Here is a 22,353-nt window from a genome sequence, read left to right as displayed (position 1 = left end):
GCGCCGAACTGACCGCGGCGAAACTCCTCGGCGAATCCGCCGGCATCACCCGCTTCGGTACCGAGGCACAGTTCGCCCGACACGCCGGCGTCGCACCCGTGCCACTGTGGTCGGCCAACCCCGGCCGCCATCGCCTCACCCGCTCAGGCAACAGACAACTCAACGCCGCCCTGCACCGCATCGCTTTGACCCAAGCCCGCATGCCCGAGTCCCTCGGCCACACCTACTACCAACGCAAACGCGACGGAGGCAAAACCAAACGCGACGCCATGCGCTGCCTCAAGCGACGTCTGGCCCGCGTCGTCTACAACAACCTCACCCTCGATCACCACAACCGCACAACCCCACAACACGACGCCGCTTGACATAGGAGCTATGAGGTGCGAGCGAAGCGAGCCTCGAAGGGTCTCGCAGTGTGTCTCACCAGGCCCTTCGGGTTCGTCGACCTCGACGCGCTCCTTCGTCGCTTGCTCGGCCCGGCGGGTATCGCTCCTCGCACTCAGCGACCAGTGGGTTTGTGTATCGAAAAGGACCGCTCGAATCTGCGGTCGGGCGCGCGACCGGCAGACTTCAACTCGACCGATGGACTTCGATCGAAGTCTAGGAGTCGAGTTGAAGTCCGTTGGTCACGAACGGGTGGTGCGCGCGAGACAGCCACGCTAGCTGAGCACGATTCGCGCGTGCGGGTATAGCCTTCCCGGCGGGGAGACCTGCCTCGCTGCGGCCCCACTACTGTTCCCTGAGGCGCGAGCGAAGCGAGCCTCAAAGGGTCTCGCAGTGTCTCACCAGGCCCGTCGAGGTTCGTCGACCTCGACGCGCTCCTTCGTCGCTTGCTCGGCCCGGCGGCTATCGCTCCTCGGACCTCGGGGACCAGTGGGTTTGTGGTTCTCTCGGATCAGGGGGCAGCGACAGCCGCCCCGAGGCGCTCGTGCACACGCGGGATGACCTCTGCGGCAAACCGTTCCATCTCCGCCTCAAACGGCTGGAACTGCAACATGAACGTGTCGATCCCGGCCCGATGGAAGTCCGCGATCCGATCCGCCACCTCGTCGTAGGATCCGACGAGTCCGGCTGCGGTACCACCGTTCGTGCCGATCGCCGGGTAGCGAGCGAACGTCTGGAACATCACCGCTTTCTCGTCGGCGCCACCGACGATGTTCGCCAGGGCGGGCTGATCGAGTTCGTTCAGCTTCCAGTGGTGATCGAGCTCGCGCTGAGCGGATTCGGCGTCCTCGCGCGCGATCACGAAGGCGGACAACCCGTATCGGACCGGTGGGCCCGTGCGCCCGCGGCGGGCGACATCGGCGATGAGTTCGCGAACCCGCTCGATCGGCTGGCCGTTGATGAACCACACGTCGCCCTGCGTCGCCACGAGATCGCGAGCCTGATCCGACTCGCCGCCGACGTAGATCTCCGGACGTGACCGGAAACGTCCGGTGGGGTTGATCTGATAGTCGTCGATGCTGAAGTACCGTCCCTCGTGCGAGACCCTCTCCCCGCTGAGCAACCGGCGGACGATGGTCAACCATTCGACGCCGTACCCGTAGCGGTCGTCGTGCTCGGGGAACGCGATCCCGGCCTTCTCGAGCTCTGGGCGGAACCATGCGTTGACGACGTTCAGGGAGAGTCGGCCACCGGAGATCTCCTCGATGTTGGCGGCCTGCTTGGCCAGTACCACCGGATGGAACAGCAGCGGCTTGATGGCGGCGATCAGCTCGATCGTGGACGTCGACGCCGCGAGTGCGGCTGCCGAGGTCCAGGTCTCGAGCTGATCCCACTCCTGTGAGAACGGGTTGATCACGTGCTGCGCGATCAGCGTGCTGTGGTAACCGAGTTCCTCGGCACGCCGGACCAACGCCAGATTGCGTTCCCAGGACGCGTCGACGGGGTCGTCGGGATGGTGTGCCGACGCCCAGGTGCCGTACACATTGGTCCACACCCCGAACCGGGGCCCGGTCACGAGTTCGCTCCCGTCGCGGGACGCTGCAGCCAGGAGTCGAGATCGAAGTCGTCTTCGATGCTGCCTTGTTCGACCAGGAAAGCCTTGGTACCGGTGAGCAATTCGACACCGCGGGCCGGGAACGGCTCCTCGGAGTACCCCTCCGGGTTGGCGGCGGCACGAACAGCGGCTTCAGGCGCCTTGGAGTTGGCGAGTTCGAACTTCAGGTACTCGTCCCAATTCGCCTTCGCATAGCGGACCGACTCCGCGTGCAGTTGCTGCCACGTCGCGGCGAACTCCGGGTTCTTCTCGAGGAACTGTTCACTGCTCACCGTCGCGCTGGTGCCCGCGAGATCAGGGTGGTCCCGGTACACCGAGTCCACCAGGTGGAAGCCCTTGCCCTCGAAGGTCTGCAGCGCCACCGACGGGATGACGCCGGGTAGCGCCGCTCCGTCGATCTCCCCGGAGTTCAGTGGGGCCTCCTGATCGGCGGGATACAGATGGATCAGGTTGGCCTTGATGCCCTGTTCGGCAAGCGCGCCCTGCAGGTAACGGTCGATGTAGGACCCCTTCGGCACGCCGATGTTCTTGCCGGCCAGATCGGCCAGCGACCGGATCGACGGGTCCTTCGCCACCACACCCGCATCGTTGTCGAACTGGCCGATCGTCAGCAGGCGGGTCTGCAGGCCCGAACCCCGGGCGACGAGCGCGGGGGTGTCGCCGTAGCTCGCGACGTCGAGGCGTCCGCCGATGAGCGCCTGATTGAGGTCGGGCCCGTTGGGGAAGCTGAAGACCTCGACCTTGCTGACCCCCAACGGGGCGAAGGCCTCGAGCAGCTCGCCTCGGCTGTGGGCGAAGCCGACCGGACCGGTGATGACGTTGGTCGAGCCGATGACTCCGACGCGGAGGGTTTCGATGACGTCGCGCTGCGCCGACGACGCGTCGTCGGATCCGCACGCGGCAACCGCCGCCAGTGCGACGCCCGCCGACAGCAGTGCGACGGCGCGTCTGATCCGGCGCAGCGGTGATCCGAGAGGTGTTCTGGTGGACATTGGTTCTCTGTTCTGGAGATCTCTGGGGTGAGTGGGTCAGTCGGTGTTCAGGCGGATTGTGTTTCGTCGGTGCGCTGGTCGACGAGCCGTGGTGGCGGGTCTCCATGCGGGATCGGGGGCCCGACCGCGGTGAGGCTTCCAGGTGCGCGCCCCTTGCCCCAGCCGAGCCGCTCCCGGTAGCTGCCGATCAGCTCGAGTGGCAACGATTCCCGGGTGCCGAGCGGGGACGAATCCGGGCTGACGTAGAGGGCGTCGGTAGGGCAGTACGCCTCGCACATGAAGCAGGTCTGACAGTCGGACTGTCGTGCGATGACCGGCACGCCGTCGGGTCCGGTGTCGAAGACGTTGGTGGGGCAGGCATTCACGCATTTGTCGCAGGCGATACACGCCGAGGCGACGACGAGCTCGATCATGCGGGGACGCTGCCGGCGAGTTCGGCGGCCGGGTTCTTCGCCCACCGCACAGGCGACCCGGGAGCCGCCACCCAGACGTCGTCGAGTCCACCGGTGCGGATGTGGTCGCTCTGTGCGGGGTCGAGTTCCGGATGGTCGGCGCGCTTGCTCATCCCGCGAGATTCGGTGCGGGCGAGGGCCGATCGGTAGATCCACCGTCCGACGGCGGTGATCGCGGCCGCCTCTCGAGCGCGGATTCGCCCCGCCCGGGTGAGTGACCCGTAGCCCGATCCGGCGACCTCGTCCCACAGCGAGTCCAAGGCGCCCAGCGCCGGCGTCATCCGGTCTCCGTGACGCAGATAGTTCTTCTCGAACGGGAGCAGCTCGCGCTGTGCCGCGGTCACCACCTCGTCGGGGGTGATCCCGTGCCGGGCGCCGCCCGGTCCGGCAGTGGCCAGTCCGACGGTGCCGGCACCGGTCAGCCGGTCGAGCGGGGATGCCCCACCGGCTTCGCGGGCCGCTCGTGCCGCGGCCGCGCCGGCGAAGCTGCCCGACGACATGGCCCAGGCCGAGTTGTGACTGCCCCCGCCGGTGAATCCGCCGCAGATGCGCTCGCGGGTGGCGGCATCACCGGCGGCATAGAGCCCCGGAACGCCGGTCCAGCAATCCGCGTCGACGACGTCGATGCCACCGGTTCCGCGGACGGTGCCCTCGGCGAGCAGATCGACCTCGAATCGATCGGTGAACGGGTTGATCCCTCGCCGATCGAACTGCAGGAAGAAGTTGGGCTGGCCCTGACGCATCTGCGTCGCCACCTGCTCGTCGGCGCGGTCGAGTTGAGCGTAGACCTTCTCCTGCAACAGGGTTCGCGCGATCACCGACCGGCCCTTCGTCGACCCCGCACCCTCGACGATCCGTCCGTCGGCGTGGAAGAAGGTCGCATAGCCGTAGTAGGCGGTCTTCGTCACCGTCGAACCCTTCGGGACGATCGCGTAGGCGTTCGCGAACTCCATGCCCGAGAACGACGCGCCCACCTCGGCTGCCATGAGTGCGCCGTCGCCGGTGTCGACGTTACTGCCCAGCGCCTTGGACAGGAACGCGCAGCCGCCGGTCGCCACGACCACCGCACCGGCCGACACCCGGAAGTCCCGGTCGGTCTGACGCTGGTGCCCGGCAGCGCCGCGCACGGCGCCCTCACTGTCGGTGAGCAGTTCGAGGACAGGGGAGTGATCGAGGATCCGTACCCCGCGGCGCTGTACCCATGCGCGCATGCGGCGCATGTACTCCGGGCCCTGGACTCCGGTACGGATGGGTTCGCCGGTGTGCTCGTCGATCGGGAACGGGTAGCGCCCCTCGGTGCCCAACCGCTGCATGTTCGCATACGTCTTGTCGAGGACCCGGTCCATCCAGGCGTGGTCCGCGAGATATCCGCCGAGAGCCTCGCGGCTGGCCTTCGCCGCCGACCGCTTCTCCGGATCGGGGGCGACGTACCAGACTCCGGTACCGGAGGGGGCCGTCGTGCCCGACGAGCCGCAGTAGCCCTTGTCCACGAGGATCACCTCGGCGCCGGAGTCGCGGGCGTTGATGGCGGCCCAGGTGGCTGCGGGGCCGCCGCCGATCACCAGCACGTCCGTGGACAGGGTCAGTACGTCAGACATGGGTGAACTCCCGGGGTGTCGGTGTCGTTGTGGGGTCGGTGGATTCGGTGTCGCCTCCGCCGACGCCGAGTCCGGCGAGTAGTTGTGCACGGAGGGCGACGAACTCGGGGTCGGTGACCCGGCGTGGGCGAGGTAGGTCGACGACGATCTCCTGTGCGATCCGGCCGGCCCGCAGGATCAGCGCGCGATCCGCCAGCAGCAGGGCCTCCTCGACGTCGTGCGTCACCAGCAGCGTTGCCGGACGGTGTGCTTCCCACAGGCGCGCCACGAGGCGCTGGGCGTTGATCCGGGTCAGGGCGTCGAGCGCGCCGAAGGGCTCGTCGAGCAGCAGCAGGTCGGGCTCCCGGACGAGCGCGCGTGCCAGCGCGGTACGTTGGGCCTCGCCACCCGAGAGGGTGGACGGCCACGCGTCGGACTTGGCCGCCAGCCCCACCTCGTCGAGTGCGCGCAGAGCACGGGCCTCGGTGTCGCCGCCCCGCAGCCCGAGTGCGACGTTGCGCCACACCGACATCCAGGGCATGAGCCGGTGCTCCTGGAACACGATCGCCTTGGCCGACGGCGCCTCGATCGTCCCGGTGAAGCCGCGGTCGAGACCACCGATGCCACGGAGCAGCGTGCTCTTCCCGGATCCGCTCGCCCCGAGTAGCGCGACGAACTCGCCTCGGTCGATGGTCAGATCGACGCGGTCGAGCACCCGCCGACCGTCGAATTCCCGTGCGGCCCCGGTGACCCGGACGCCGTCGAGGTGTTGTGCGGGCATCTCTTTCATCTTCCTTCGAATCCGTTGCGCCACGACAGGAATCGGCGCTCGAGCATCCGTACCCCGATGTCGGTGAGCAGCCCGAGTACCGCATAGATGACCAGGACCAGGAAGATCTGATCGGTGCGGAGGTATTCCTTGGCGTCGTTCATCAGGAAGCCCAGACCGACCGGGGTGGTCTGCATCTCCGCGACGACGAGGACCAGCCAGCCGATGCCCAGCGCCTGCCGCAGACCGACGAAGATCTGCGGTAGTGCGCCCGGCAGGACCACGTATCGCACGAGCTCCACGCGCGTCAGCTCCAGCGATTCGGCGGTTTCGATGAGCTTCTGGTCCACGCCGCGGATCCCGGCGAGGAAGTTGAGGTAGATGGGGAAGATCGGGGCGACGATGATCAAGGCGATCTTGAACGAGTCGCCGATCCCGAACCAGATGATGAAGACCGGAACGAGGGCGACGGCCGGCATCATCCGCAGCACCTGGACCGGTGCGTTGACCAGGTCCTCGGCGACCTTGAAGAGGCCGGCGGCGGCGCCCAGCACCGCGCCGATGGCGATGCCGATGGCCAGTCCGATCGCGACGCGGCGCCCCGACGCGGCCAGGTGGGTCCAGAGTTCACCGGTGCTGATCAGTTCCCAGCCGGCCTCGACCACCTCGGTGGGTGCGGGCGTGGTCGCGCCGAGCCATCCGCGCGCACCGAGCTGCCAGATGACGACCACCAGGATCAGCCCGATGGACTGGCGCAGCGTGCGGGTCGCGGCGTGCCGGGAGAACCGTCGCCGACGTACTCGGGCCGCTGGGCTGTCGGCCGGCGCGTCGACGGGTCCGGTCGCGGACGGGCCGGAGGCGACACCGACCGGTGTCGTGAGTTCTAGAGTCATCGAAATCCGCCTGGAAGAGGGCTGGCAGGACTTCTGGGACGCTACTGAGAACTCGACTCCACCGACACCGTTGGAGTCATGGTGATTTTCAAACCGCCGCGCGCCGAGGAGAATCGGCGGACGACCGGATCGGGATCAGTCCGGGATCAGTTCCGGATGGGCGTCGGCGAGCAGCTCCTCGCGATCCTCGGCGAGGACGAAGCCGCCCGCGATGGCGGCGTCGGCGGCATCGCGATAGTGCTTCTCGTACTCGTCCCGGGTTCCATACCGGGCCACCAGATCGTCGACGGGGACCGGCGATGTGGTCCCGAACAGCAGACAGATCCGGGAGACCGGGGCGACGACGATCCCGCTGAGGATCTGGGTCGGCGCGTCGACACATGGTGTGCGAACCCCGCCTCGGACGTTACCGATGTCGTCGAGCTCGAAGACGGGGTCGACGCCGCCGGCGTCCCGGAGAGCCAGTGGTTCGGCCACCGGTGGCGGGTCGCCGCCCTCGGCCCAGGACCGCAGGTGTCGCAACGCCGATCGCAGGACGAACCGCTGCTGGCCCCGGTTGACCGGGTCGGGGCAGCCGAGGAATTCCTCGAAGTCGCCGACCTGGTGGAGATCGGCGTGTGCCGTGCCCGCCATCTCCCACACCCGAAGCCGATCGGAGTCCGGTTGCCGCACGGCGTGATAGCGGAAATTGGTCAGGACGTCGGTCTCGGTCTGCACCACGAAGACCGGCGTGTCGAGGTCGGTGCGGATCGTGGTGGGTTCGCATTCGAAGACGGTCGCCACGTCGATTCCCGAACCGACTTCGCCGGCAGGCAGTCCGGCGGCCGCACGGCTGTGGATGAGGTAACCGTCGAAGGGCGCCGCACCCGGCCCGATGGTGTTGACGTAGGTCGTCAGAGCCATGGCCGACTGCGACTCGCCCATCGCGAGCACGGTGGAGACCGGCAGACTCTCCAACGGGTGGCCGGCGGCGGCGGTCTCGCGAACGGCCCGGCCGACGGAAGTGAAGATGTCGTAGCAGTACGCATCACCGGGGTGCCGAAGGCCGGTATACCGTTCCGGGTCCTTCGCCGCGAGGCTCTGCGGGGCACCGGTCGACACGCCGACCGAACCCGCTCCGCCCTCGACGCCGACGTGCTGCGCCGACACGCCCACCCACGCGTGCCCGGAACGAACCAGTTCGGCTGCTACGTAGGAATATTCGGGTGCGGCATCGGCGCCGCTGCTCACGTTCAGCCACTCGACGACGACGCAGCCGCTGAACGCCGCGGCCTCCGCGGGTCGACGGACGACGATCCGGGTCGTGAACTCGGCGGCCGGCGCGCCGGTCTCGCCGACGACCGAGTCCGCGGTCCCGGACGCCGCGTACTCGGTGTCGGTGTATCCGGCCGCGGCGAGGTCGGGTAGGGGTGAGGCGCTCAGCAACGAACATCCGTTGCCGCCGCCGAGGACACGGAACCGCATGAGCCGACTCACTTCTTCTTCCGGTGCTGCTTGATCACCTCGCCGAACATGAAGTGCATCTTGGTGCCCTGCGGCCAGCCGACGTAATAACAGAGGAAGAGGCTGATCTCCTCGAGCTGCTCGGGTGTGAGCTCTCCGTTCCCGAGGGCGGCACCGGCCTGGATCTCGGCGACGTCGATGTTGTTGCTCGCGGCGAGCGCGCCGAGCAGGATCAGCCGGCGATCCCGGTTGGTCAGCCCGTCCCGGGCCCAGACGTTGCCGAACACCTGGTCGGCGGTGTGCGCGAAGTAGTCGCCCGGGCCGTCGCTGACCTCCCAGCCGTAGACCTCCGACATCTTGGCGAGTCCGCGCCTGCGCACCTCGTCGGGTTCGGCGTCGGAGATGTTCGATCGGGTCATGCTGGTTCTCCTTCGAGGTGGGGGACACCGAGCCCGGCGGCCAGATTCCGCAGCGCGAGCTGTCCGAGAGGCAGGTCGACGCCGAGTTCGTCACCGAGAGCGAGTGCGAGCGTCAGGTCCTTCTCACCCAGGGTACGGACGCCGGTGAGGATGCCGTACCAGGGATCGTCGGTCGCCACCGGAGCGGTGGTGTCGCGCAACATGATCGCCCCGGCGCCGCCGGTCACGGCGTCCGAGTGCCGGACCACCTTGCCGAGCTTGGTGATGTCGATGCCGGCGGCCTCGGCCAGTCGAGCGGCCTCGGTGGTCGCGGTGAACGAGATGAAGTGGAGGAGGTTGCGCGCCAGCTTCATCCGGGTGCCCGCGCCGACCTCGGCTCCCGCATGGACCAGCATGTCGGCGGTGAGCGCGAACGGTTCCTTCAGCTTCTCGTACGCCGCCCGCGGTCCACCGACCATGATCGCGAGCCGGCCCGACGCGGCACCCATCGCGCCGCCGGAGATCGGGGCGTCGAGCAGTGTCACCTCGTGCTCCGCGCACTGTTCGGCGAGTTCGACTGCGGTCTCCGGCGCGATCGTCGAGTGGACGGTGATGACGGTCCCCGGGCGAGCTGTCGTCAGCAGGCCGTCCGGCCCGGCCACCACCGAGCGCACCTGGGCGTCGTCGAGGACGCAGATGCCGATGATGTCGGTCGACGCTGCGAGATCGGCGAGCGATTCCGCAGCGGCGGCGCCCTTCTCGACGACCTTGGCGATGGCCTCCGACGACAGGTCGAAGACCGTCAAGCCGCCGGTCCAGGCGGCCAGGCTCCCGGCCATCGGCCCGCCGATGTTGCCGAGTCCGACATACCCCAGACGGATGGGGGACGACTCGCTCATGAGCGGATGACCTGGCCGCCGTCGACGTTGAAGATCTGGCCGGTGATCCAGCCGGCCTCGTCGGACAGCAGGAAGAGGCACATACCGACGAGATCCTCGGGCGTGCCGAACCGCTTCAGCGGCAGGCGGTTCACGATGTCGGCGACCATCTCCTTGGGCGTCGTGGTCCGGGTGGCCTCGGTGTCGATGGGCCCCGGCGCGATCGCGTTGACGCGGATGTTCTGCCCGCCGAGCTCGGTGGCGAGCTGCTGGGTCAGACCGTTCACCCCGACCTTGGCCAGACCGTAGAAGCCGCTGTACAACCACGCGGCGGTCGAGGACTGGTTGACGATGGCGCCGCCGCCGTTGGTCATGTGCCGGTAGACCGCCCGGGTCACGTTGAGTGCACCGTCGAGGTTCACGCTCATGAACTTCTTGTAGTAGTCCCAGGGCACGGTGATGAGGAAGTCGAGCTTCATCCCGCCGTAGATCGCGGCGTTGTTCACGAGGCCGTCGATCGAACCGTAGGCGTCGGCGGTGGCCGCGGCGAGCGCCTTCGCCGAATCCTCGTCGGCGACATCGGTGCTGACGTACAGCCCGCCGATGTCGGCCGCGACCTGCTTGCCCTTCTCGTCGGCGAGGTCGGCGACCACGACGTTCGCGCCTTCCGCGGCGAGCGCACGCGCATAGGCCTCACCGATCCCGCCGGCCGCGCCGGTGACGATGATGGTCTTGTTCTCGAAACGCTTGGAACTCATTGTCCTGCTTTCTGTATGGTCGGTGTTTCTGCTCCCTGAGGTGCGAGGAGCGATAGCGACGAGCCTCGAAGGGTCACGCCGGGCGGGCGACGGCCTTGGTCTCCAGGTACTCCTCGAAACCGGCGACGCCCATCTCGCGGCCGATGCCGGACTGTTTGAAACCGCCGAACGGGACATCGGCGGAATACCAGATGCCGCCGTTGACGCCCATGGTTCCGGTGCGAACTCCGTTGACGACCTTGTTGATCCGCTCCTCGTCGGTGCCGTAGACCATGCCCGACAACCCGTATGGCGAGTCGTTGGCGATCCGGATCGCGTCGTCGTCACCGTCGTGGGGGATGATCACGAGCACCGGGCCGAAGATCTCTTCCTGCGCGACGCGCGCCGAGTTGTCCAGGCCGGAGATCAGGGTCGGCTCGACGAAGAAGCCTGCGGGTTTGTCGGCGGGGCGGCCGCCGCCGATCTCGATGGTTCCGCCCTCACTGGTGGCGAGTTCGATGTAGGACTCGATGCGCTGGCGCTGCCGGGCCGAGATGACCGGTCCGCAGATGGTGCCGCCGTCGGTCGGGTCCCCGGCGGGCAGGCCGGCCATCGCGTCGCGGGTGGCGGTGATCGCCTCGTCGAGGCGCTCGCGCGGCACCACGAGACGCGTTGTGATGGCGCACCCCTGACCGGCATGGGTGACGACGTTGAACGCGGCCATGGCGCAGGCGGATCCGATGTCGGCGTCGTCGAGCACGATGAAGGCCGACTTGCCGCCCAGCTCCAGGAACACCTTCTTCAATGACTCGGAGGCGGCGGCCATCACCTTCTTCCCGGTCGCTGTGGAGCCGGTGAACGAAATCAGGTCGACGCGGGGGTCGGTGCTGAGCTGGGCGCCGAGCTGATGGTCGGTCGAGGTGACGATGTTCAGAACGCCGGGCGGGAAATCCGTCTCCTCGGCGACCACCTTCCCGACGAGCGCCGCGCACCACGGGGTGTCGGGTGCGGGCTTGAGCACCACCGTGCACCCGGCGGCGAGCGCGGGCCCGATCTTGGCGAAGTTGATCTGGTGCGGGAAGTTCCACGGGGTGATCGCGCCGACGACACCCACGGCCTCCGAGCGCAGTTCGCGGTGGTTCTTCAGCCCCATGGGCTTCGCGGTGCCGAGGTCGCGGGTCCACTCGTAGCTCTCGGCGAGGTCGGCGAAGTAGCCGAGATCGGTGACGGGTCCCTCGAATTGCGGGCCGTGGGTGAGGAACGACGGGCACCCGACCTCGGCGATGGTGAGAGCGCGAAGCTCGTCGCCGTGGGCGAGCAGCGCGTCGCGCAGTTGACGCAGACAGCGAGCGCGCAAGGCGTGATCGCGCGACCAGTCGGTGGTGTCGAAGGCCGTGCGCGCGGCTGCGATGGCGGCATCCATGTCGGCCGCGGTGGCGTCGGCCGCCTGCCCGATGACCTCCTCGGTCGCGGGATCGACGACGTCGAAGACGCCACCGCTCCCAGGGGTGAGCTTGCCGTCGATCAACAGATCCGACGCGGATTCGGGGCGAAGGGACATGAGCTGGAACTCCATCTGGACAGGTGTCTGGACTCGCGTTCAAACCTAGTGTAGCGTGGCTCACATGTCCAGCCCCGTGTCTCAGGAATCCACCCGCCGCAGGCTGACCCAGCAGCAGGCGGAGACGGTCACACGCCTCACCGATGCTGCGGTCGACGTGCTGAACGCCGAGGGTTTCGACGGGCTCACGGTGCGGTCGGTGGCCAAGATCGCCGGGGTCGCGCCGGCCACCGCCTACACCTACTTCTCGTCGAAGAGTCACCTCGTCGCCGAGGTGTTCTGGCGTCGCCTCTCGGCCGGGGTGCTCGAACCGGATCCCGGTGCGCCGCGGAGCGAGCGGGTCGCGCAGGTGCTCCGCGAGGTCGCGCTGGTCGTGGCCGGCGAGGGGCAGCTGGGCGGTGCGGTCACGGTGGCCCTGCTGGGCAGCGACCCCGACGTCGAACACCTGCGCGTGCGGATCGGCGCATTCATCCGGCGTCGTCTCGCCGCCGCCCTCGAAGAGGACCCGGAGAACCCGGGCCCGCTGCTCGACGCCCTGGAGATGATCTATTCCGGCGGCCTGGTCTACGCCGGCATGGGGCACATGACCTACGAGCAGACCTCCGAACGTCTTGTCGCAGCCGCACATCTACTGATGGAGAAGTGATGACCGAAACGACGACGGTGTCGGGGATGGAGCACGGGCTCCCCTTCGACCCGTATGCCTATGGTTTCCACGAGGATCCCTATCCGACCTACTCCCGTCTCCGCGCGGAGGCGCCGGTCTACTACCACGGCGGGATGAACTTCTGGGCGCTCGCCGGACACGCCGACGTCCGTGCCGCATTCCGTGACACACAACGACTCTCGAACAGCTGGGGCGTGTCGATGGACCCCTCGGCGTACGGTCCCGACGCGCACAAGTCGATGTCCTTCCTCGCCATGGACGACCCCAAGCACATGCGTATCCGCAAACTGGTCTCCAAGGGCTTCACGCCTCGCCGCGTCAACGAACTCACCGGCCGGATCACCGCTCTCACCCATCAGCATTGGAGCAGATGTCTCGACAAGGGCGAGTTCGATTTCGTCCACGACTTCGCCGCCCTGCTCCCGATGGACGTCGTGTCCGAACTGCTGGGTGTGCCCGAAGCCGATCGCACCCGGCTGCGCCACCAGTCCGACCTGCTGTTGCATCGCGAGGACGGCGACCTCGACCTTCCCGAGGCGGCGGTGTACGCGTACATCGAACTGCACAAGTACTATTCGGAGCTCATCGCCGACCGCCGCAAGAATCCCGGCGAGGACCTGGTCTCGGCTCTCATCGCGGCCGAGATCGATGACGACGAGACCGGTGAGAAAACGAAGCTCACCGAGGACGAGATCGTCGGGTTCATGGTCCTGATGGTGGTGGCGGGCAACGAGACCACCACCAAACTACTTGCCAACGCCCTGTACTGGGGCTGGCGCAATCCCGACGAACTCGCCAAGGTCTTCGCCGACCCGGAAGTCGTCGTCCCGGACTGGACCGAGGAGACGCTGCGCTACGACAACTCGACGCAGATCGTCGTGCGGCGCGTGATCGAGGATGCCCCCTACGGCGACTTCGTGATCCCGGCGGGCGACCGCGTTCTCCTGCTCGTCGGTTCGGCGAACCGAGACGTCGAGGTGTTCGGCGCCGACGCCGACCGGTACGAGATCGGCCGTGACTGCAGCCAGGCCCTGATGAGCTTCGGCCTGGGCGCGCACTTCTGCCTCGGTGCGCATCTCGCGCGCCTCGAGGCGAACATCGGACTGACCGAGGTCGTGAAATCGATCCGGGCAGTGGACATCGATGCCGACAAGGCGGTGCGGGTCCACTCGGTGAACGTGCGCGGCTTCGCCGAACTCCCGGTGAAGGTGACGGTGCGCTGATGGCTTTTCGACCCCATCCCGAGCGCCGACCGGTCCTCGTCGCGGGCGCATCGTCGGGCATCGGTGCAGCCACCGCCGAATTCCTGTCCGCCGCCGGTCATCCCGTCGCCCTTGCCGCCCGCCGGGTGGAAAAGTTGCAGGAACTGGCCGACAAGATCACCGCTGCCGGAGGCGAGGCCGTGGCAGTGCCGCTCGACGTCACCGACGAGCAGTCGGTGCTCGAGTGCGTGGCGAAGGCCGAGGCCGCCCTGGGGCCGCTGGAGATCGTGGTCGCCGGCGCCGGTGACCTCGCGGTGGGGCTCTCCTACGAGACCGGCACCGACCACTTCGCGGATCAGATCAACATCCATCTCACCGGCGCCTATCGGATCTACCGTGCGGTGATCGGTGGCATGATCGACCGTGCCCGAGGCGATTTCGTGTTCATCGGGTCCGACGTCGCCATCCACCCCCGGCCGTGGTCGTCGGCCTACGTCGCCGCGAAGTCCGGCATCGACGGGCTGGTCGCGACCATCCAACTCGAACTCGAGGGAACCGGTGTGCGGGCCGGGGTCGTCCGTCCCGGACAGACCCTCACCGGCATGGGGATGAACCTCGATCCGAAGACGACCGAGAACATGCTCAACGACTGGATCACACACGGTCTGGCCCGCCACGGCAATTTCCTCTCGCCCGAACACATCGCGCAGGCCGTCGCGGCCATGGTGACCATGCCGCGCGGAGCGCACATGCGGTCGGTCGAGGTGGAGGCCGAAGGCGCAGTCAGCGACAAGAAACGACAGGCAGTACAGGAGAAGGGGACGGATGGATGACCGCCATCACCGAATCAGGCCTGAAACAACCGAATCGCGTCTCGGGTGGCGAGGGCGAACACGGACACCTCGACGAACTCGCCACCGACCCGATCTCGCTGTTCTGGCGCGTCCGCGAGGAATGCGGTGACGTCGGCATGTTCCAGCTCGCCGACCGTGAGGTGGTGCTCGTCTCGGGATCGGCGGCGAGCGAGGAGTTCTTCCGCGCGCCCGAAGAGGATCTGGACCAGGCGGCCGCATACCCGTTCATGACACCGGTGTTCGGTGAGGGCGTCGTGTTCGACACGAGTCCCGAGGAGCGGTCGAAGGCGATCCACAACTCGGCGCTCAAGGGCGCACACATGAAGCAGCATGCGGTGACCATCCCCAACGAGGTCGAGCGGATCATCGCCGACTGGGGGGACGAGGGGGAGATCGATCTCCTCGACTTCTTCGCCGAGCTGACCCTCTACACCTCGTCGTCGTGCCTCATCGGACGGAAGTTCCGGGAGCGACTCAGCGGACACATCGCCCACCTCTTCCACGACCTGGAGAAGGGCACCGACCCGATCGCCTACGTGGACTACAAGGCCGACATCGAGAGCTTCCGCAAACGCGACGAGGCCCGGGCCGAACTCGTCGAGTTCATCCAGGGCGTGATGGACGAGCGGATCGCGAACCCGACCGAGGACAAGGAAGACCGCGACCTGATGGACGTCCTCGTCCAGGTCGGCTTCGACGCCAACACCATCACCGGCATGTTCATCTCGATGATGTTCGCGGGCCACCACACGACATCGGGCACCGCCGCGTGGACCCTCATCGAACTGTTGCGCAACCCTGACTACATGAGGCGCGTGTACGACGAGCTCGACGAGATCTACGGCGAGACCCCGCCCGGTGAGCGTCCGGAGTACTCCTTCGCGCACACCCGCCAGATGCCGCAGCTCGAGAACGCCCTCAAAGAAGCGCTGCGGCTGCACCCCCCGCTCATCATCCTCATGCGGGTGGTGCAGAACGACTTCCACGTCGAGGACTTCGAGGTCAAGGCCGGGCAGTCGATCGCCGTCTCGCCGGCGATCTCCAACCGGCTTCCCGAGGACTTCCCGGAGGCGGACAGCTTCGACCCGGACCGCTACGACAAGCCGCGACAGGAAGACCTGGTCAACCGGTGGACCTGGATCCCCTTCGGCGCCGGTCGCCACCGTTGCGTCGGTGCGCAATTCGCCATCATGCAGCTGAAGGCGATCTTCTCGGTGCTCTTCCAGAACTACGAGTTCGAGATGCTCCAGCCCCCGGAGAGCTACCGCAACGACCATTCCAAGATGGTCGTCCAATTGCAGCAGCCCTGCCGCGTCGCCTACCGCAAGCGTCAGGACGCGTGATGCGCGTCGAGGTGGACCTGGACCTCTGCCAGGGGCATGGGATGTGTGAGCTCGAGGCACCCGAGGTCTTCGCCGCGCACACCGACCATGTGGAGATCCTCGACGCGACCCCCGACGAATCCCAGCGCGCCGAGGTCGAGGCCGGCGTGCACTACTGCCCGACCCAAGCCCTCCGGATCATCGAGGGCTGAGTTCCCGTTCGCACTGCCCACGCACGACCTGAACGATCGAATGAAGGTGGATCACATGTCTTTTGACCGTGCCGAACTCGACGAGATGAAGGAGCGGTGGCTCGCCGCCAACATCGAGGCCGAGAAGGCGGGGGACTGGAAGCCCCTGGCCGATTTCTACACCGAGGACGCCACCTACGGGTGGAACTACGGCCCCAACAAGGACTTCATGGCCGTGGGTCGCGAGGAGATCCGCGAGCTCGCCCTCGGCCAGGAGATGGAAGGTCTGCAGGGGTGGGAGTATCCCTATCAGGCCTGGGTCATCGATGACCGGACCGGCGACATGATCGGACTGTGGAAGCAGATCTACGAGGGCACCCGCGAGGACGGCAGCCATTACGCACTCGAAGGCATCCAGGGCAGCTGGTTCAAGTACGGCGGCAACTTCCAGTTCCGCTGGCAGCGTGACTTCTTCGACTACGGGAACGTCTCCGCGTTGTTCATCGAGATGATGAAGAACAACGCGATGAGCGAGCCGATGCTGAAGCGAGTGGAGAAGTCGGCGCCCGGAAACCTGCCGGGGTGGTACGACTTCGGCAAGGCCCCGGTCGCGTTCTGGTGAGCTGACATGACTTCCACAGCCCCGACCTACCAAGGTCTGAGTCAGGATCAGCTCGCCGTGCTCGTACCGGAACTGCTGCTGTCGGGCCAGATGATCGACCGCAGCGGGATGGCGCACCTCATCAGTGCATTCGGCCGGGACGTGATGGGCAAGGTCGCCATCGAGGAGTGGATGGCGGCCAGCCCGGTCTACACCCATCGCATGCGCACCGCCCTCGGTATCGACGGCGACGGCGTCGAGGACATGTTCAAGTGTCTGCAGCTCGACATCGGTGCGCCTCCGCAGTTCATGGACTTCCGGTACCGCATCGACGACGCGTACCACGGATCGTTCGTGCTCGATCACTGCGGCGCGTTGCTCGACGTCGAACCTCTCGGCGACGACTACGTGACCACCATGTGTCACGACATCGAGGACCCCACCTTCGACGCGACGGCCATCGCGACCAATCGGCGAGCACGGATCCGTCCGGTGCACCGGCCGCCGCGCCGACCCGCCGATCGCACGCCGCACTGTGAGTGGACGGTCACGATCGAACCGGATCGGGACGAGTTGCCGCTGCCGCCCGATTCGGTGGACATGTTCGAGACCCGGGCGGGGCAACTCGTCCTGTCGGCCATCGACACCACCGAGACCGACGGCTGGGTCGACTACCGCGGTCCGCTCGTCGAGGACCTGCAGTTCGCGGAGTGGTCGACGTCGGCTCTGGTGCGAGTCGCCGAAGAGGTTGCACTGCAACACCAATTGCTGTCACTGGGCTTTCTCGTCAGTGTGCGCCGGTACGCCGAGAGCGAAGCGCAGGCCATCGAGATCTTCCGCAAGCAGCTGACCGGCATCGCCGGACTCGCCGCCGACCGGATTCGGGCCGCGCTCGGCGTGTCCACCGACGCCGCCGGACTCGCGCAGGTGCTCGCTCTGCACCCGTGCTTCGGTCCGGCCCAGTACACGGGACTGACCGCCGAGGCCGACGAGGACACGGTCGTCGTCCGCATCCCCCGGGAATCCGAGGCGATGGCCGATGGCGGCTGGACGTCGATCCTCGACGCCGACCACGTCGAGCCGCTGCAGGCTGCCGCCACTGCTGTCGATCCATACCTCGTGGTCGCGGATGCGACCGAGGCCGACGGCGATCTCGTCGTCCGGATCATCAAGGCGGACAACCCGCAGAAGGAGTACGGCGAGGTGGCCGTCGCGCGCTTCAGCGGGGGTGCGAGTTTCGAATTCGTCGACCGCGGCCGGTCGATCCCGATAACGCCGGTGGGCAGCTCGGCGTGAGCTCCGGCGACGGCTGGTCACCCGGCAGCGCGGGACTCGGGGGTCGGGTCGCCGTGGTCGCCGGGGCGACCCGGGGTATCGGTCTCGCCGTCTCGTACGCGCTGTCGGGCCAGGGGGTCTCGGTCGTCGTCAACGGGCGCGATCCACACGCCGTCGCCGACACGGTCGCCGAGATCCGCGGGGGCGGGGGTTATGCCGTGGGCGTGCCCGGCTCCGCGGGCGACGACGGGGTGGCGCAGACCATGGTCGAGACCGCTCTGGCGGAATTCGGTGCCCTCGACATCGCCATCAACTGCGCCGGCATCGCCGAACCACCCGGTTCGACGGTCCTGACGATCTCCGCGGAGGAGTTCCGCGCCCAGGTCGACGCACACCTGATGAGCGCCTTCCACCTCCTTCAGGCCGCGGGAAGGGTGTTCGTCGAACAGGGGTCGGGGTCGGTCGTCCTGACCGGCTCGGCAGCGTCGCTCGGAATGTTCGGTGGCAGTGGGTATCCGGCCGCCAAGGGTGGCGTCAACGCGCTCGCTCTCGCCGCAGCCGCCGACCTCCGGGATCACCGGGTACGCGTCAACGTGGTGATGCCCGGCGCGAAGTCGCGATTGTCCTCGGGTGACGACTACGTCGCCCACATCGAAGGACTGCACCGTCGCGGGATTCTCGACGACCTCACGCGCGACGCGGCACTCGATCCCGCCCCACCCGAGTACGTCGCCCCGCTGTACGTGTTCCTGGCCGGCGACGCGGCCGAGCACATCACCGGCGAGATCTTCAGCGCTGCTGGTGGTTTCATCGGCCGGTTCGAGTCGCAACAGGCGGGGTTCGTCGCCTACCGCGACCACAAGGACACCTCGCCCTACAGCCTGGATGAACTTGCCGGCATCCTCGCCGGGCCCTCTGCTCCCTGATCCGAGAGGACCCGCCCACGAGTGTGAGTGGCCAAATCCTTGTTCCCTGAGGTGCGAGCGAAGCGACCGGATCCTTGTTCCCTGAGGTGCGAGCGAAGCGACCGGATCCTTGTTCCCTGAGGTGCGAGCGAAGCGAGCCACGAAGGGTCTCGCAAGGTAACTCACCAGGCCCTTCGTGGCTCGTCGACCTCGACGCGCTCCTACGTCGCTTGCTCGGCCCGGTGGCCGTCGTGGACTACGGAACAACCGTCGTGCTCGGTGCGCGACCACATTCACTGCTCCCTGAGGAGCGAGCTTGCGAGCGTCACGAAGGGTCTCGCAAGCTCGTCTCGCCAAGACCCTTCGTGACGCGCCCTCCGCAGGCTCCGGGCGCTGCTCAGGGAGCAGGGGCTATCCGGTTCTTTCGGATCAGGGAGCAGGGGTTTTGCGGCTCGTTCGGATCAGGGGCGGCGCGCGGCGCGGCGCTCGAGCCAGAAGCGGGCACCGTCGGCGATGGCCTCGGTCACCGGGCGCGGATGCCATCCGAGATCGCGTTCGGCCTTGCCGTGGTCCATCTCGGACATGAAGTGCATCAACCGGACCGACGGGATCGTCAACTGCACCGGCTTTCGGGTCAGCGCGGCCCGCGCGGAACCCACCGCGCCGAAGGCGTACAGCGCGGCGCGGTTGAGGACCAGACGGGGAGGCTGCCGATGCGCGATCGCGGCGGCGATGGACACGATCTCGCCGATGTCGATGGATCGCTCGGCGACGATGTAGCGTTCGCCGACCTCGCCGCGGGTCGCGGCGAGTAGTAGCGCATGCGCGGCGTCGTCGATGCCCACCGACTCGGCACGACACCCACGAATCGTGAACGGCAACCTGCCCAGTGCCGCGCCCGCGACGAATGCGCCGTGCGGGGTGGGTTGCCAGTCGCCCGGACCGTAGGTGTTGGCGACGCACATCGCGAGCGCGGGCACCGCGCCGTCCTGCGCTCGACTCATCACCAGGTCTTCGGCGGCCACGCGGCTCTGCACATACGCGGGAGCCTGCGCGGCCCAGTTGAACTCGTCGTCTTCGGTCGCCCGTCTGCCGTCCACTCGCCCGATGGTGGCCGCGGTGCTGGTGAACACGAACTTCCGCAGGGGCATCCGAGCCGCGACGTCGAGCACCGAACGCAGGGCCTCGACATTCGTCCGGTAGAGCGGTGCGGGATCGCGCAGCCACGCGCGGGTGTCGACGGCACAGTGAAACACCACGTCGCATCCGGTCATCGCGTGCGTCACCGCGTCGGCATCGAAGAGGTCGCCCGTCAGGTGGTCGACATCGAGTCCGGTCAGGGTACGGAGGTCACTCGTCGGCCGGGTCAGTACCCGGACGTCCTCACCCGACTCGACGAGTTGTCGAACGAGGCGGGAACCGAGGAACCCGTTGCCGCCGATGACGAGTGACGGCACGAGTCAGAGTCCTCCGGGTGTGAGATCGTCGATCGCGGCCGCGCTGCGGGACAGCATCGCATCGAACATCGCGTTGCCCCGCTCGGTGGGTTGTGCGGCGGCCGAGCCGAACACGATGATCAACGGGGCCTGGATGAGGTTGCCGACGTAGTCGTTCCAGCATTCGTCGAGCGTGTAGTCGCGGACCCCCGCGGTGACCAGCGCCCGATGGTACGAGGCGACGATGCCGCGCTCATGTCGGCGCCGATCGTCGGTGCTCAGACTGGTGCTCAGGAGGAAAGCGATGTCGCGCAGCGGGTTACCGGTGGTGATGGTCTGCCAGTCGATCACCGTGACCTCTCCCGCGGGTCCGAACAAGACGTTGTCGACGCGGAGGTCCCCATGGATCAGGGCGGCGTTGTCCAGCGGGGCGACCAGCCAGTCGCCGGCCTCTCGGACCAGCCAGTCGACCGCGGCCGACGACGGGCCGGCGGGGGAGAAGCGCTCGCGGTAGACCTCCGCCATCGGGGCGAGAATCGAATCCATCACCTCCCGGTCGGCGTCGGTGGGCAGCGGCATGTCGGCCAGGAGGGTCGGGTCGTTCCAGCGGGGAGCATGCAGGCCCGCGGCCGCGACGGCGATCGATTCGGCCTGTGCGGGCGTGCAACCGGCGATCTGGTCACCCTGCACCGCGGCGCCCATGTCCTCCAACAGGAGAACGAACTCGGTACCGGAGTCGGAGATGGTCGTGGCGAAGCAGGCGGGGATCGGAACCGTGAAGGAGGGGGCGAGGTCGCGGTAGAAACGCACCTCGTTGCGGAACACCCCGGAGCCGAACTCGCGTTGGTCCGGTGTTCCGGTGGCGAGTTTCGCGATGACGGTGCCGGGCAACGCCGCACCGTTCTGATGGTCGAGATGCAGTCGATAGGACCCGGCCATCTGTCCGGTGCCGACCGGCTCGGTCCGGACCGACTCGATGCGGACGTCGTGTCCGTTGACAGCGAGGAACGCGGTCAGCCAATCCGGGGTGAGTTCTTCTACGCGGGTGGGGATTCCGACGGTGTCCGGCACGGTCACGCCCTTTCGGTCCAGCGGTACGGGTCGGCCCGATGTGACCGGGCTCACCCTGCCGCTGGTGGCGACACTACCGAGGAAATGGACTGGTGTCCAGGGAGTGAACCACTCGTTCCGCCCGCGGTGGGTTCCCATCCCGAGACGGTCGCGAGAACGGCAAATCCATTCCGCCACAGAAGAGATCGGTGGTCGGTTAGGCTGCGCGCAGGTGCGGTGACCCGACGCGCGGTCACCCGAAGAAGGGAAGCGCGAGTGAACACCAGGCTCGACGGAAAGGTCGCCCTCGTGACGGGCGCGGCACGAGGCCAGGGCCGCAGCCATGCCGTGCGGATGGCCGAACTGGGCGCCGACATCATCGCGATCGACATCTGCGATCAGATCACCACGGTGAACTACGCCATGGGCACGCCGGATGACCTGCAGCAGACCGCCACGATGGTCGACGCCACAGGCCGCAGGGTGATCGCCAGGATCGCCGATGTCCGAAGCCGCGATGCCCTGCAGGCCGCGATCGACGATGCGGTGGCGCAGTTCGGCAGACTCGACATCGTCGTGGCCAACGCCGGGATCAGTCCCCTCGGACCCGAGAGTCCCTCGGTCACGTGGCTGAACACGGTGTCGGTCAACCTCGGTGGTGTGATCAACACCCTCGAGTTGTCCTTGCCCCACCTCGAGGCCGGTGCGTCGATCGTCTGCATCGGGTCGATGGCGGCGTTCATGCCGTCGTTCGAGTCGGCGCAGGCGGGGCCGGGCGCCGGCGGGTACGGCCATTCGAAACGGGCGGTGGCCCGGCTCGTCAACGATCTGGCCCGGCATCTGGCGCCGAAGGGTATCCGCGTCAACGCGATCCACCCGGGTAACGTCGACACCGCGATGGTGCATCACGACGAGATCTACCGGTTGTTCCGCCCCGATCTGGAGAAGCCGGACTATGACGACGTCAAGCATGTCTTCGCGTCACTGCACGCGATGCCGGTCGATCTGCTCGCACCCGAGGATGTCACCGAGGCGGTCCTGTATCTGGTGTCCGATGCGGCGCGTTACGTGACGGGGCAGCAGCTTCGGGTGGAGGCGGGTGCGCTGCTCAACTCGGTGCCTCCGGGCGTGCCCGACTGAGGCGCGCCGAG

Annotated in this window: 23 protein-coding genes; 10 read left to right on the top strand and 13 right to left on the bottom strand. The window is 67.5% G+C overall.

Features of this window, described 5'->3' with window-relative positions:
• Positions 1–365, top strand: a 365-nt coding sequence (locus CA982_RS21845; protein WP_144066091.1) for a transposase, incomplete at its 5' end; no start/stop codon positions are given.
• Between the two features lie 530 nt (positions 366–895).
• On the opposite strand, the gene CA982_RS21840 is transcribed toward CA982_RS21845, so the two are convergent.
• The 11 genes from CA982_RS21840 to CA982_RS21790 form a co-directional block, all read right to left on the bottom strand.
• Positions 896–1,960: an LLM class flavin-dependent oxidoreductase gene (locus tag CA982_RS21840; RefSeq protein ID WP_086537274.1), complete on the bottom strand. Its 1,065-nt coding sequence runs from the start codon at positions 1,958–1,960 to the stop codon at positions 896–898.
• The gene (locus tag CA982_RS21835; protein WP_086537273.1) at positions 1,957–2,991 is read right to left on the bottom strand and encodes an ABC transporter substrate-binding protein; all 1,035 of its coding nucleotides are present in this window, start codon (positions 2,989–2,991) and stop codon (positions 1,957–1,959) included. Before CA982_RS21835 ends, CA982_RS21840 begins: the two co-directional genes overlap by 4 nt.
• A 47-nt stretch (positions 2,992–3,038) precedes the next feature.
• Positions 3,039–3,404, bottom strand: coding sequence for a 4Fe-4S dicluster domain-containing protein (locus CA982_RS21830; RefSeq protein ID WP_086537272.1), 366 nt, complete (start codon positions 3,402–3,404; stop codon positions 3,039–3,041).
• On the bottom strand, positions 3,401–5,041 hold the full coding sequence (locus CA982_RS21825; protein ID WP_086537271.1) for an FAD-dependent oxidoreductase: 1,641 nt from the start codon (positions 5,039–5,041) through the stop codon (positions 3,401–3,403). Before CA982_RS21825 ends, CA982_RS21830 begins: the two co-directional genes overlap by 4 nt.
• Complete coding sequence (locus tag CA982_RS21820; protein WP_086537285.1) at positions 5,034–5,801, bottom strand: ABC transporter ATP-binding protein; 768 nt, start codon at positions 5,799–5,801, stop codon at positions 5,034–5,036. Before CA982_RS21820 ends, CA982_RS21825 begins: the two co-directional genes overlap by 8 nt.
• A gap of 5 nt (positions 5,802–5,806) precedes the next feature.
• Positions 5,807–6,682 carry an ABC transporter permease gene (locus CA982_RS21815; RefSeq protein ID WP_086537270.1) on the bottom strand — a complete coding sequence of 292 codons (876 nt, stop codon included), beginning with the start codon at positions 6,680–6,682 and terminating at the stop codon, positions 5,807–5,809.
• A 135-nt stretch (positions 6,683–6,817) separates the two neighbouring features.
• On the bottom strand, positions 6,818–8,146 hold the full coding sequence (locus CA982_RS21810; protein WP_086537284.1) for an alpha/beta hydrolase domain-containing protein: 1,329 nt from the start codon (positions 8,144–8,146) through the stop codon (positions 6,818–6,820).
• An 8-nt stretch (positions 8,147–8,154) separates the two neighbouring features.
• Positions 8,155–8,544 (bottom strand): carboxymuconolactone decarboxylase family protein, encoded by a 390-nt coding sequence (locus CA982_RS21805; RefSeq protein ID WP_086537269.1) that lies wholly within the window; start codon positions 8,542–8,544, stop codon positions 8,155–8,157.
• Positions 8,541–9,422, bottom strand: a complete 882-nt coding sequence (locus CA982_RS21800) for an NAD(P)-dependent oxidoreductase (RefSeq protein WP_086537268.1) — start codon at positions 9,420–9,422, stop codon at positions 8,541–8,543. Before CA982_RS21800 ends, CA982_RS21805 begins: the two co-directional genes overlap by 4 nt.
• Complete coding sequence (locus CA982_RS21795; RefSeq protein ID WP_086537267.1) at positions 9,419–10,159, bottom strand: SDR family oxidoreductase; 741 nt, start codon at positions 10,157–10,159, stop codon at positions 9,419–9,421. The genes CA982_RS21800 and CA982_RS21795 overlap by 4 nt, the downstream gene beginning before the upstream one ends.
• A gap of 73 nt (positions 10,160–10,232) precedes the next feature.
• Positions 10,233–11,699, bottom strand: coding sequence for an aldehyde dehydrogenase (locus CA982_RS21790; protein WP_086537283.1), 1,467 nt, complete (start codon positions 11,697–11,699; stop codon positions 10,233–10,235).
• 64 nt (positions 11,700–11,763) lie between these two features.
• Here CA982_RS21790 and CA982_RS21785 point away from each other — a divergent pair, with 64 nt between their 5' ends.
• Genes CA982_RS21785 through CA982_RS21750 form a run of 8 tightly spaced genes read left to right on the top strand, consistent with a single transcriptional unit; the run spans position 11,764 to position 18,737 of the window.
• Complete coding sequence (locus CA982_RS21785; RefSeq protein WP_033206302.1) at positions 11,764–12,345, top strand: TetR/AcrR family transcriptional regulator; 582 nt, start codon at positions 11,764–11,766, stop codon at positions 12,343–12,345.
• Positions 12,345–13,589 carry a cytochrome P450 gene (locus tag CA982_RS21780; protein WP_086537266.1) on the top strand — a complete coding sequence of 415 codons (1,245 nt, stop codon included), beginning with the start codon at positions 12,345–12,347 and terminating at the stop codon, positions 13,587–13,589. The genes CA982_RS21785 and CA982_RS21780 overlap by 1 nt, the downstream gene beginning before the upstream one ends.
• The gene (locus tag CA982_RS21775; RefSeq protein ID WP_086537265.1) at positions 13,589–14,401 is read left to right on the top strand and encodes an SDR family oxidoreductase; all 813 of its coding nucleotides are present in this window, start codon (positions 13,589–13,591) and stop codon (positions 14,399–14,401) included. The genes CA982_RS21780 and CA982_RS21775 overlap by 1 nt, the downstream gene beginning before the upstream one ends.
• Positions 14,398–15,765, top strand: coding sequence for a cytochrome P450 (locus CA982_RS21770; protein WP_086537264.1), 1,368 nt, complete (start codon positions 14,398–14,400; stop codon positions 15,763–15,765). Before CA982_RS21775 ends, CA982_RS21770 begins: the two co-directional genes overlap by 4 nt.
• Positions 15,765–15,956, top strand: a complete 192-nt coding sequence (locus CA982_RS21765; protein ID WP_004022803.1) for a ferredoxin — start codon at positions 15,765–15,767, stop codon at positions 15,954–15,956. The genes CA982_RS21770 and CA982_RS21765 overlap by 1 nt, the downstream gene beginning before the upstream one ends.
• A gap of 55 nt (positions 15,957–16,011) precedes the next feature.
• On the top strand, positions 16,012–16,557 hold the full coding sequence (locus CA982_RS21760; protein ID WP_033206330.1) for a Cif family virulence factor: 546 nt from the start codon (positions 16,012–16,014) through the stop codon (positions 16,555–16,557).
• 6 nt (positions 16,558–16,563) lie between these two features.
• Entirely contained in the window at positions 16,564–17,832 is a 1,269-nt protein-coding gene (locus CA982_RS21755) for a hypothetical protein (protein WP_086537263.1), read from the top strand.
• The gene (locus CA982_RS21750) at positions 17,829–18,737 is read left to right on the top strand and encodes an SDR family NAD(P)-dependent oxidoreductase (protein WP_086537262.1); all 909 of its coding nucleotides are present in this window, start codon (positions 17,829–17,831) and stop codon (positions 18,735–18,737) included. Before CA982_RS21755 ends, CA982_RS21750 begins: the two co-directional genes overlap by 4 nt.
• A gap of 440 nt (positions 18,738–19,177) precedes the next feature.
• Here the strand turns inward: CA982_RS21750 and CA982_RS21745 are convergent, their stop codons facing one another.
• Positions 19,178–20,173, bottom strand: a complete 996-nt coding sequence (locus CA982_RS21745) for an NAD-dependent epimerase/dehydratase family protein (protein ID WP_086537261.1) — start codon at positions 20,171–20,173, stop codon at positions 19,178–19,180.
• A 3-nt stretch (positions 20,174–20,176) separates the two neighbouring features.
• Positions 20,177–21,229: a phosphotransferase gene (locus CA982_RS21740; RefSeq protein WP_425269094.1), complete on the bottom strand. Its 1,053-nt coding sequence runs from the start codon at positions 21,227–21,229 to the stop codon at positions 20,177–20,179.
• A gap of 249 nt (positions 21,230–21,478) precedes the next feature.
• On the opposite strand from CA982_RS21740, the gene CA982_RS21735 reads away from it, so the two are divergent.
• Complete coding sequence (locus CA982_RS21735; RefSeq protein ID WP_086537260.1) at positions 21,479–22,342, top strand: mycofactocin-coupled SDR family oxidoreductase; 864 nt, start codon at positions 21,479–21,481, stop codon at positions 22,340–22,342.
• Positions 22,343–22,353 lie beyond the last annotated feature (11 nt).

The organism is Gordonia lacunae (assembly GCF_002149015.1).
Lineage (GTDB): Bacteria > Actinomycetota > Actinomycetes > Mycobacteriales > Mycobacteriaceae > Gordonia > Gordonia lacunae.
Note: the sequence above shows the minus strand (reverse complement) of the source record. Positions and strands in the feature narration are given on the sequence as shown.

Bases quoted from the DNA above. Each gene is read 5' to 3' on its own strand.
- CA982_RS21835 (WP_086537273.1), bottom strand. From the start codon at position 2,991: ATGTCCACCAGAACACCTCTCGGATCACCGCTGCGCCGGATCAGACGC.
- CA982_RS21830 (WP_086537272.1), bottom strand. From the start codon at position 3,404: ATGATCGAGCTCGTCGTCGCCTCGGCGTGTATCGCCTGCGACAAATGC.
- CA982_RS21825 (WP_086537271.1), bottom strand. From the start codon at position 5,041: ATGTCTGACGTACTGACCCTGTCCACGGACGTGCTGGTGATCGGCGGC.
- CA982_RS21820 (WP_086537285.1), bottom strand. From the start codon at position 5,801: ATGCCCGCACAACACCTCGACGGCGTCCGGGTCACCGGGGCCGCACGG.
- CA982_RS21815 (WP_086537270.1), bottom strand. From the start codon at position 6,682: ATGACTCTAGAACTCACGACACCGGTCGGTGTCGCCTCCGGCCCGTCC.
- CA982_RS21810 (WP_086537284.1), bottom strand. From the start codon at position 8,146: ATGCGGTTCCGTGTCCTCGGCGGCGGCAACGGATGTTCGTTGCTGAGC.
- CA982_RS21805 (WP_086537269.1), bottom strand. From the start codon at position 8,544: ATGACCCGATCGAACATCTCCGACGCCGAACCCGACGAGGTGCGCAGG.
- CA982_RS21800 (WP_086537268.1), bottom strand. From the start codon at position 9,422: ATGAGCGAGTCGTCCCCCATCCGTCTGGGGTATGTCGGACTCGGCAAC.
- CA982_RS21795 (WP_086537267.1), bottom strand. From the start codon at position 10,159: ATGAGTTCCAAGCGTTTCGAGAACAAGACCATCATCGTCACCGGCGCG.
- CA982_RS21790 (WP_086537283.1), bottom strand. From the start codon at position 11,699: ATGTCCCTTCGCCCCGAATCCGCGTCGGATCTGTTGATCGACGGCAAG.
- CA982_RS21785 (WP_033206302.1), top strand. From the start codon at position 11,764: ATGTCCAGCCCCGTGTCTCAGGAATCCACCCGCCGCAGGCTGACCCAG.
- CA982_RS21780 (WP_086537266.1), top strand. From the start codon at position 12,345: ATGACCGAAACGACGACGGTGTCGGGGATGGAGCACGGGCTCCCCTTC.
- CA982_RS21775 (WP_086537265.1), top strand. From the start codon at position 13,589: ATGGCTTTTCGACCCCATCCCGAGCGCCGACCGGTCCTCGTCGCGGGC.
- CA982_RS21770 (WP_086537264.1), top strand. From the start codon at position 14,398: ATGACCGCCATCACCGAATCAGGCCTGAAACAACCGAATCGCGTCTCG.
- CA982_RS21765 (WP_004022803.1), top strand. From the start codon at position 15,765: ATGCGCGTCGAGGTGGACCTGGACCTCTGCCAGGGGCATGGGATGTGT.
- CA982_RS21760 (WP_033206330.1), top strand. From the start codon at position 16,012: ATGTCTTTTGACCGTGCCGAACTCGACGAGATGAAGGAGCGGTGGCTC.
- CA982_RS21755 (WP_086537263.1), top strand. From the start codon at position 16,564: ATGACTTCCACAGCCCCGACCTACCAAGGTCTGAGTCAGGATCAGCTC.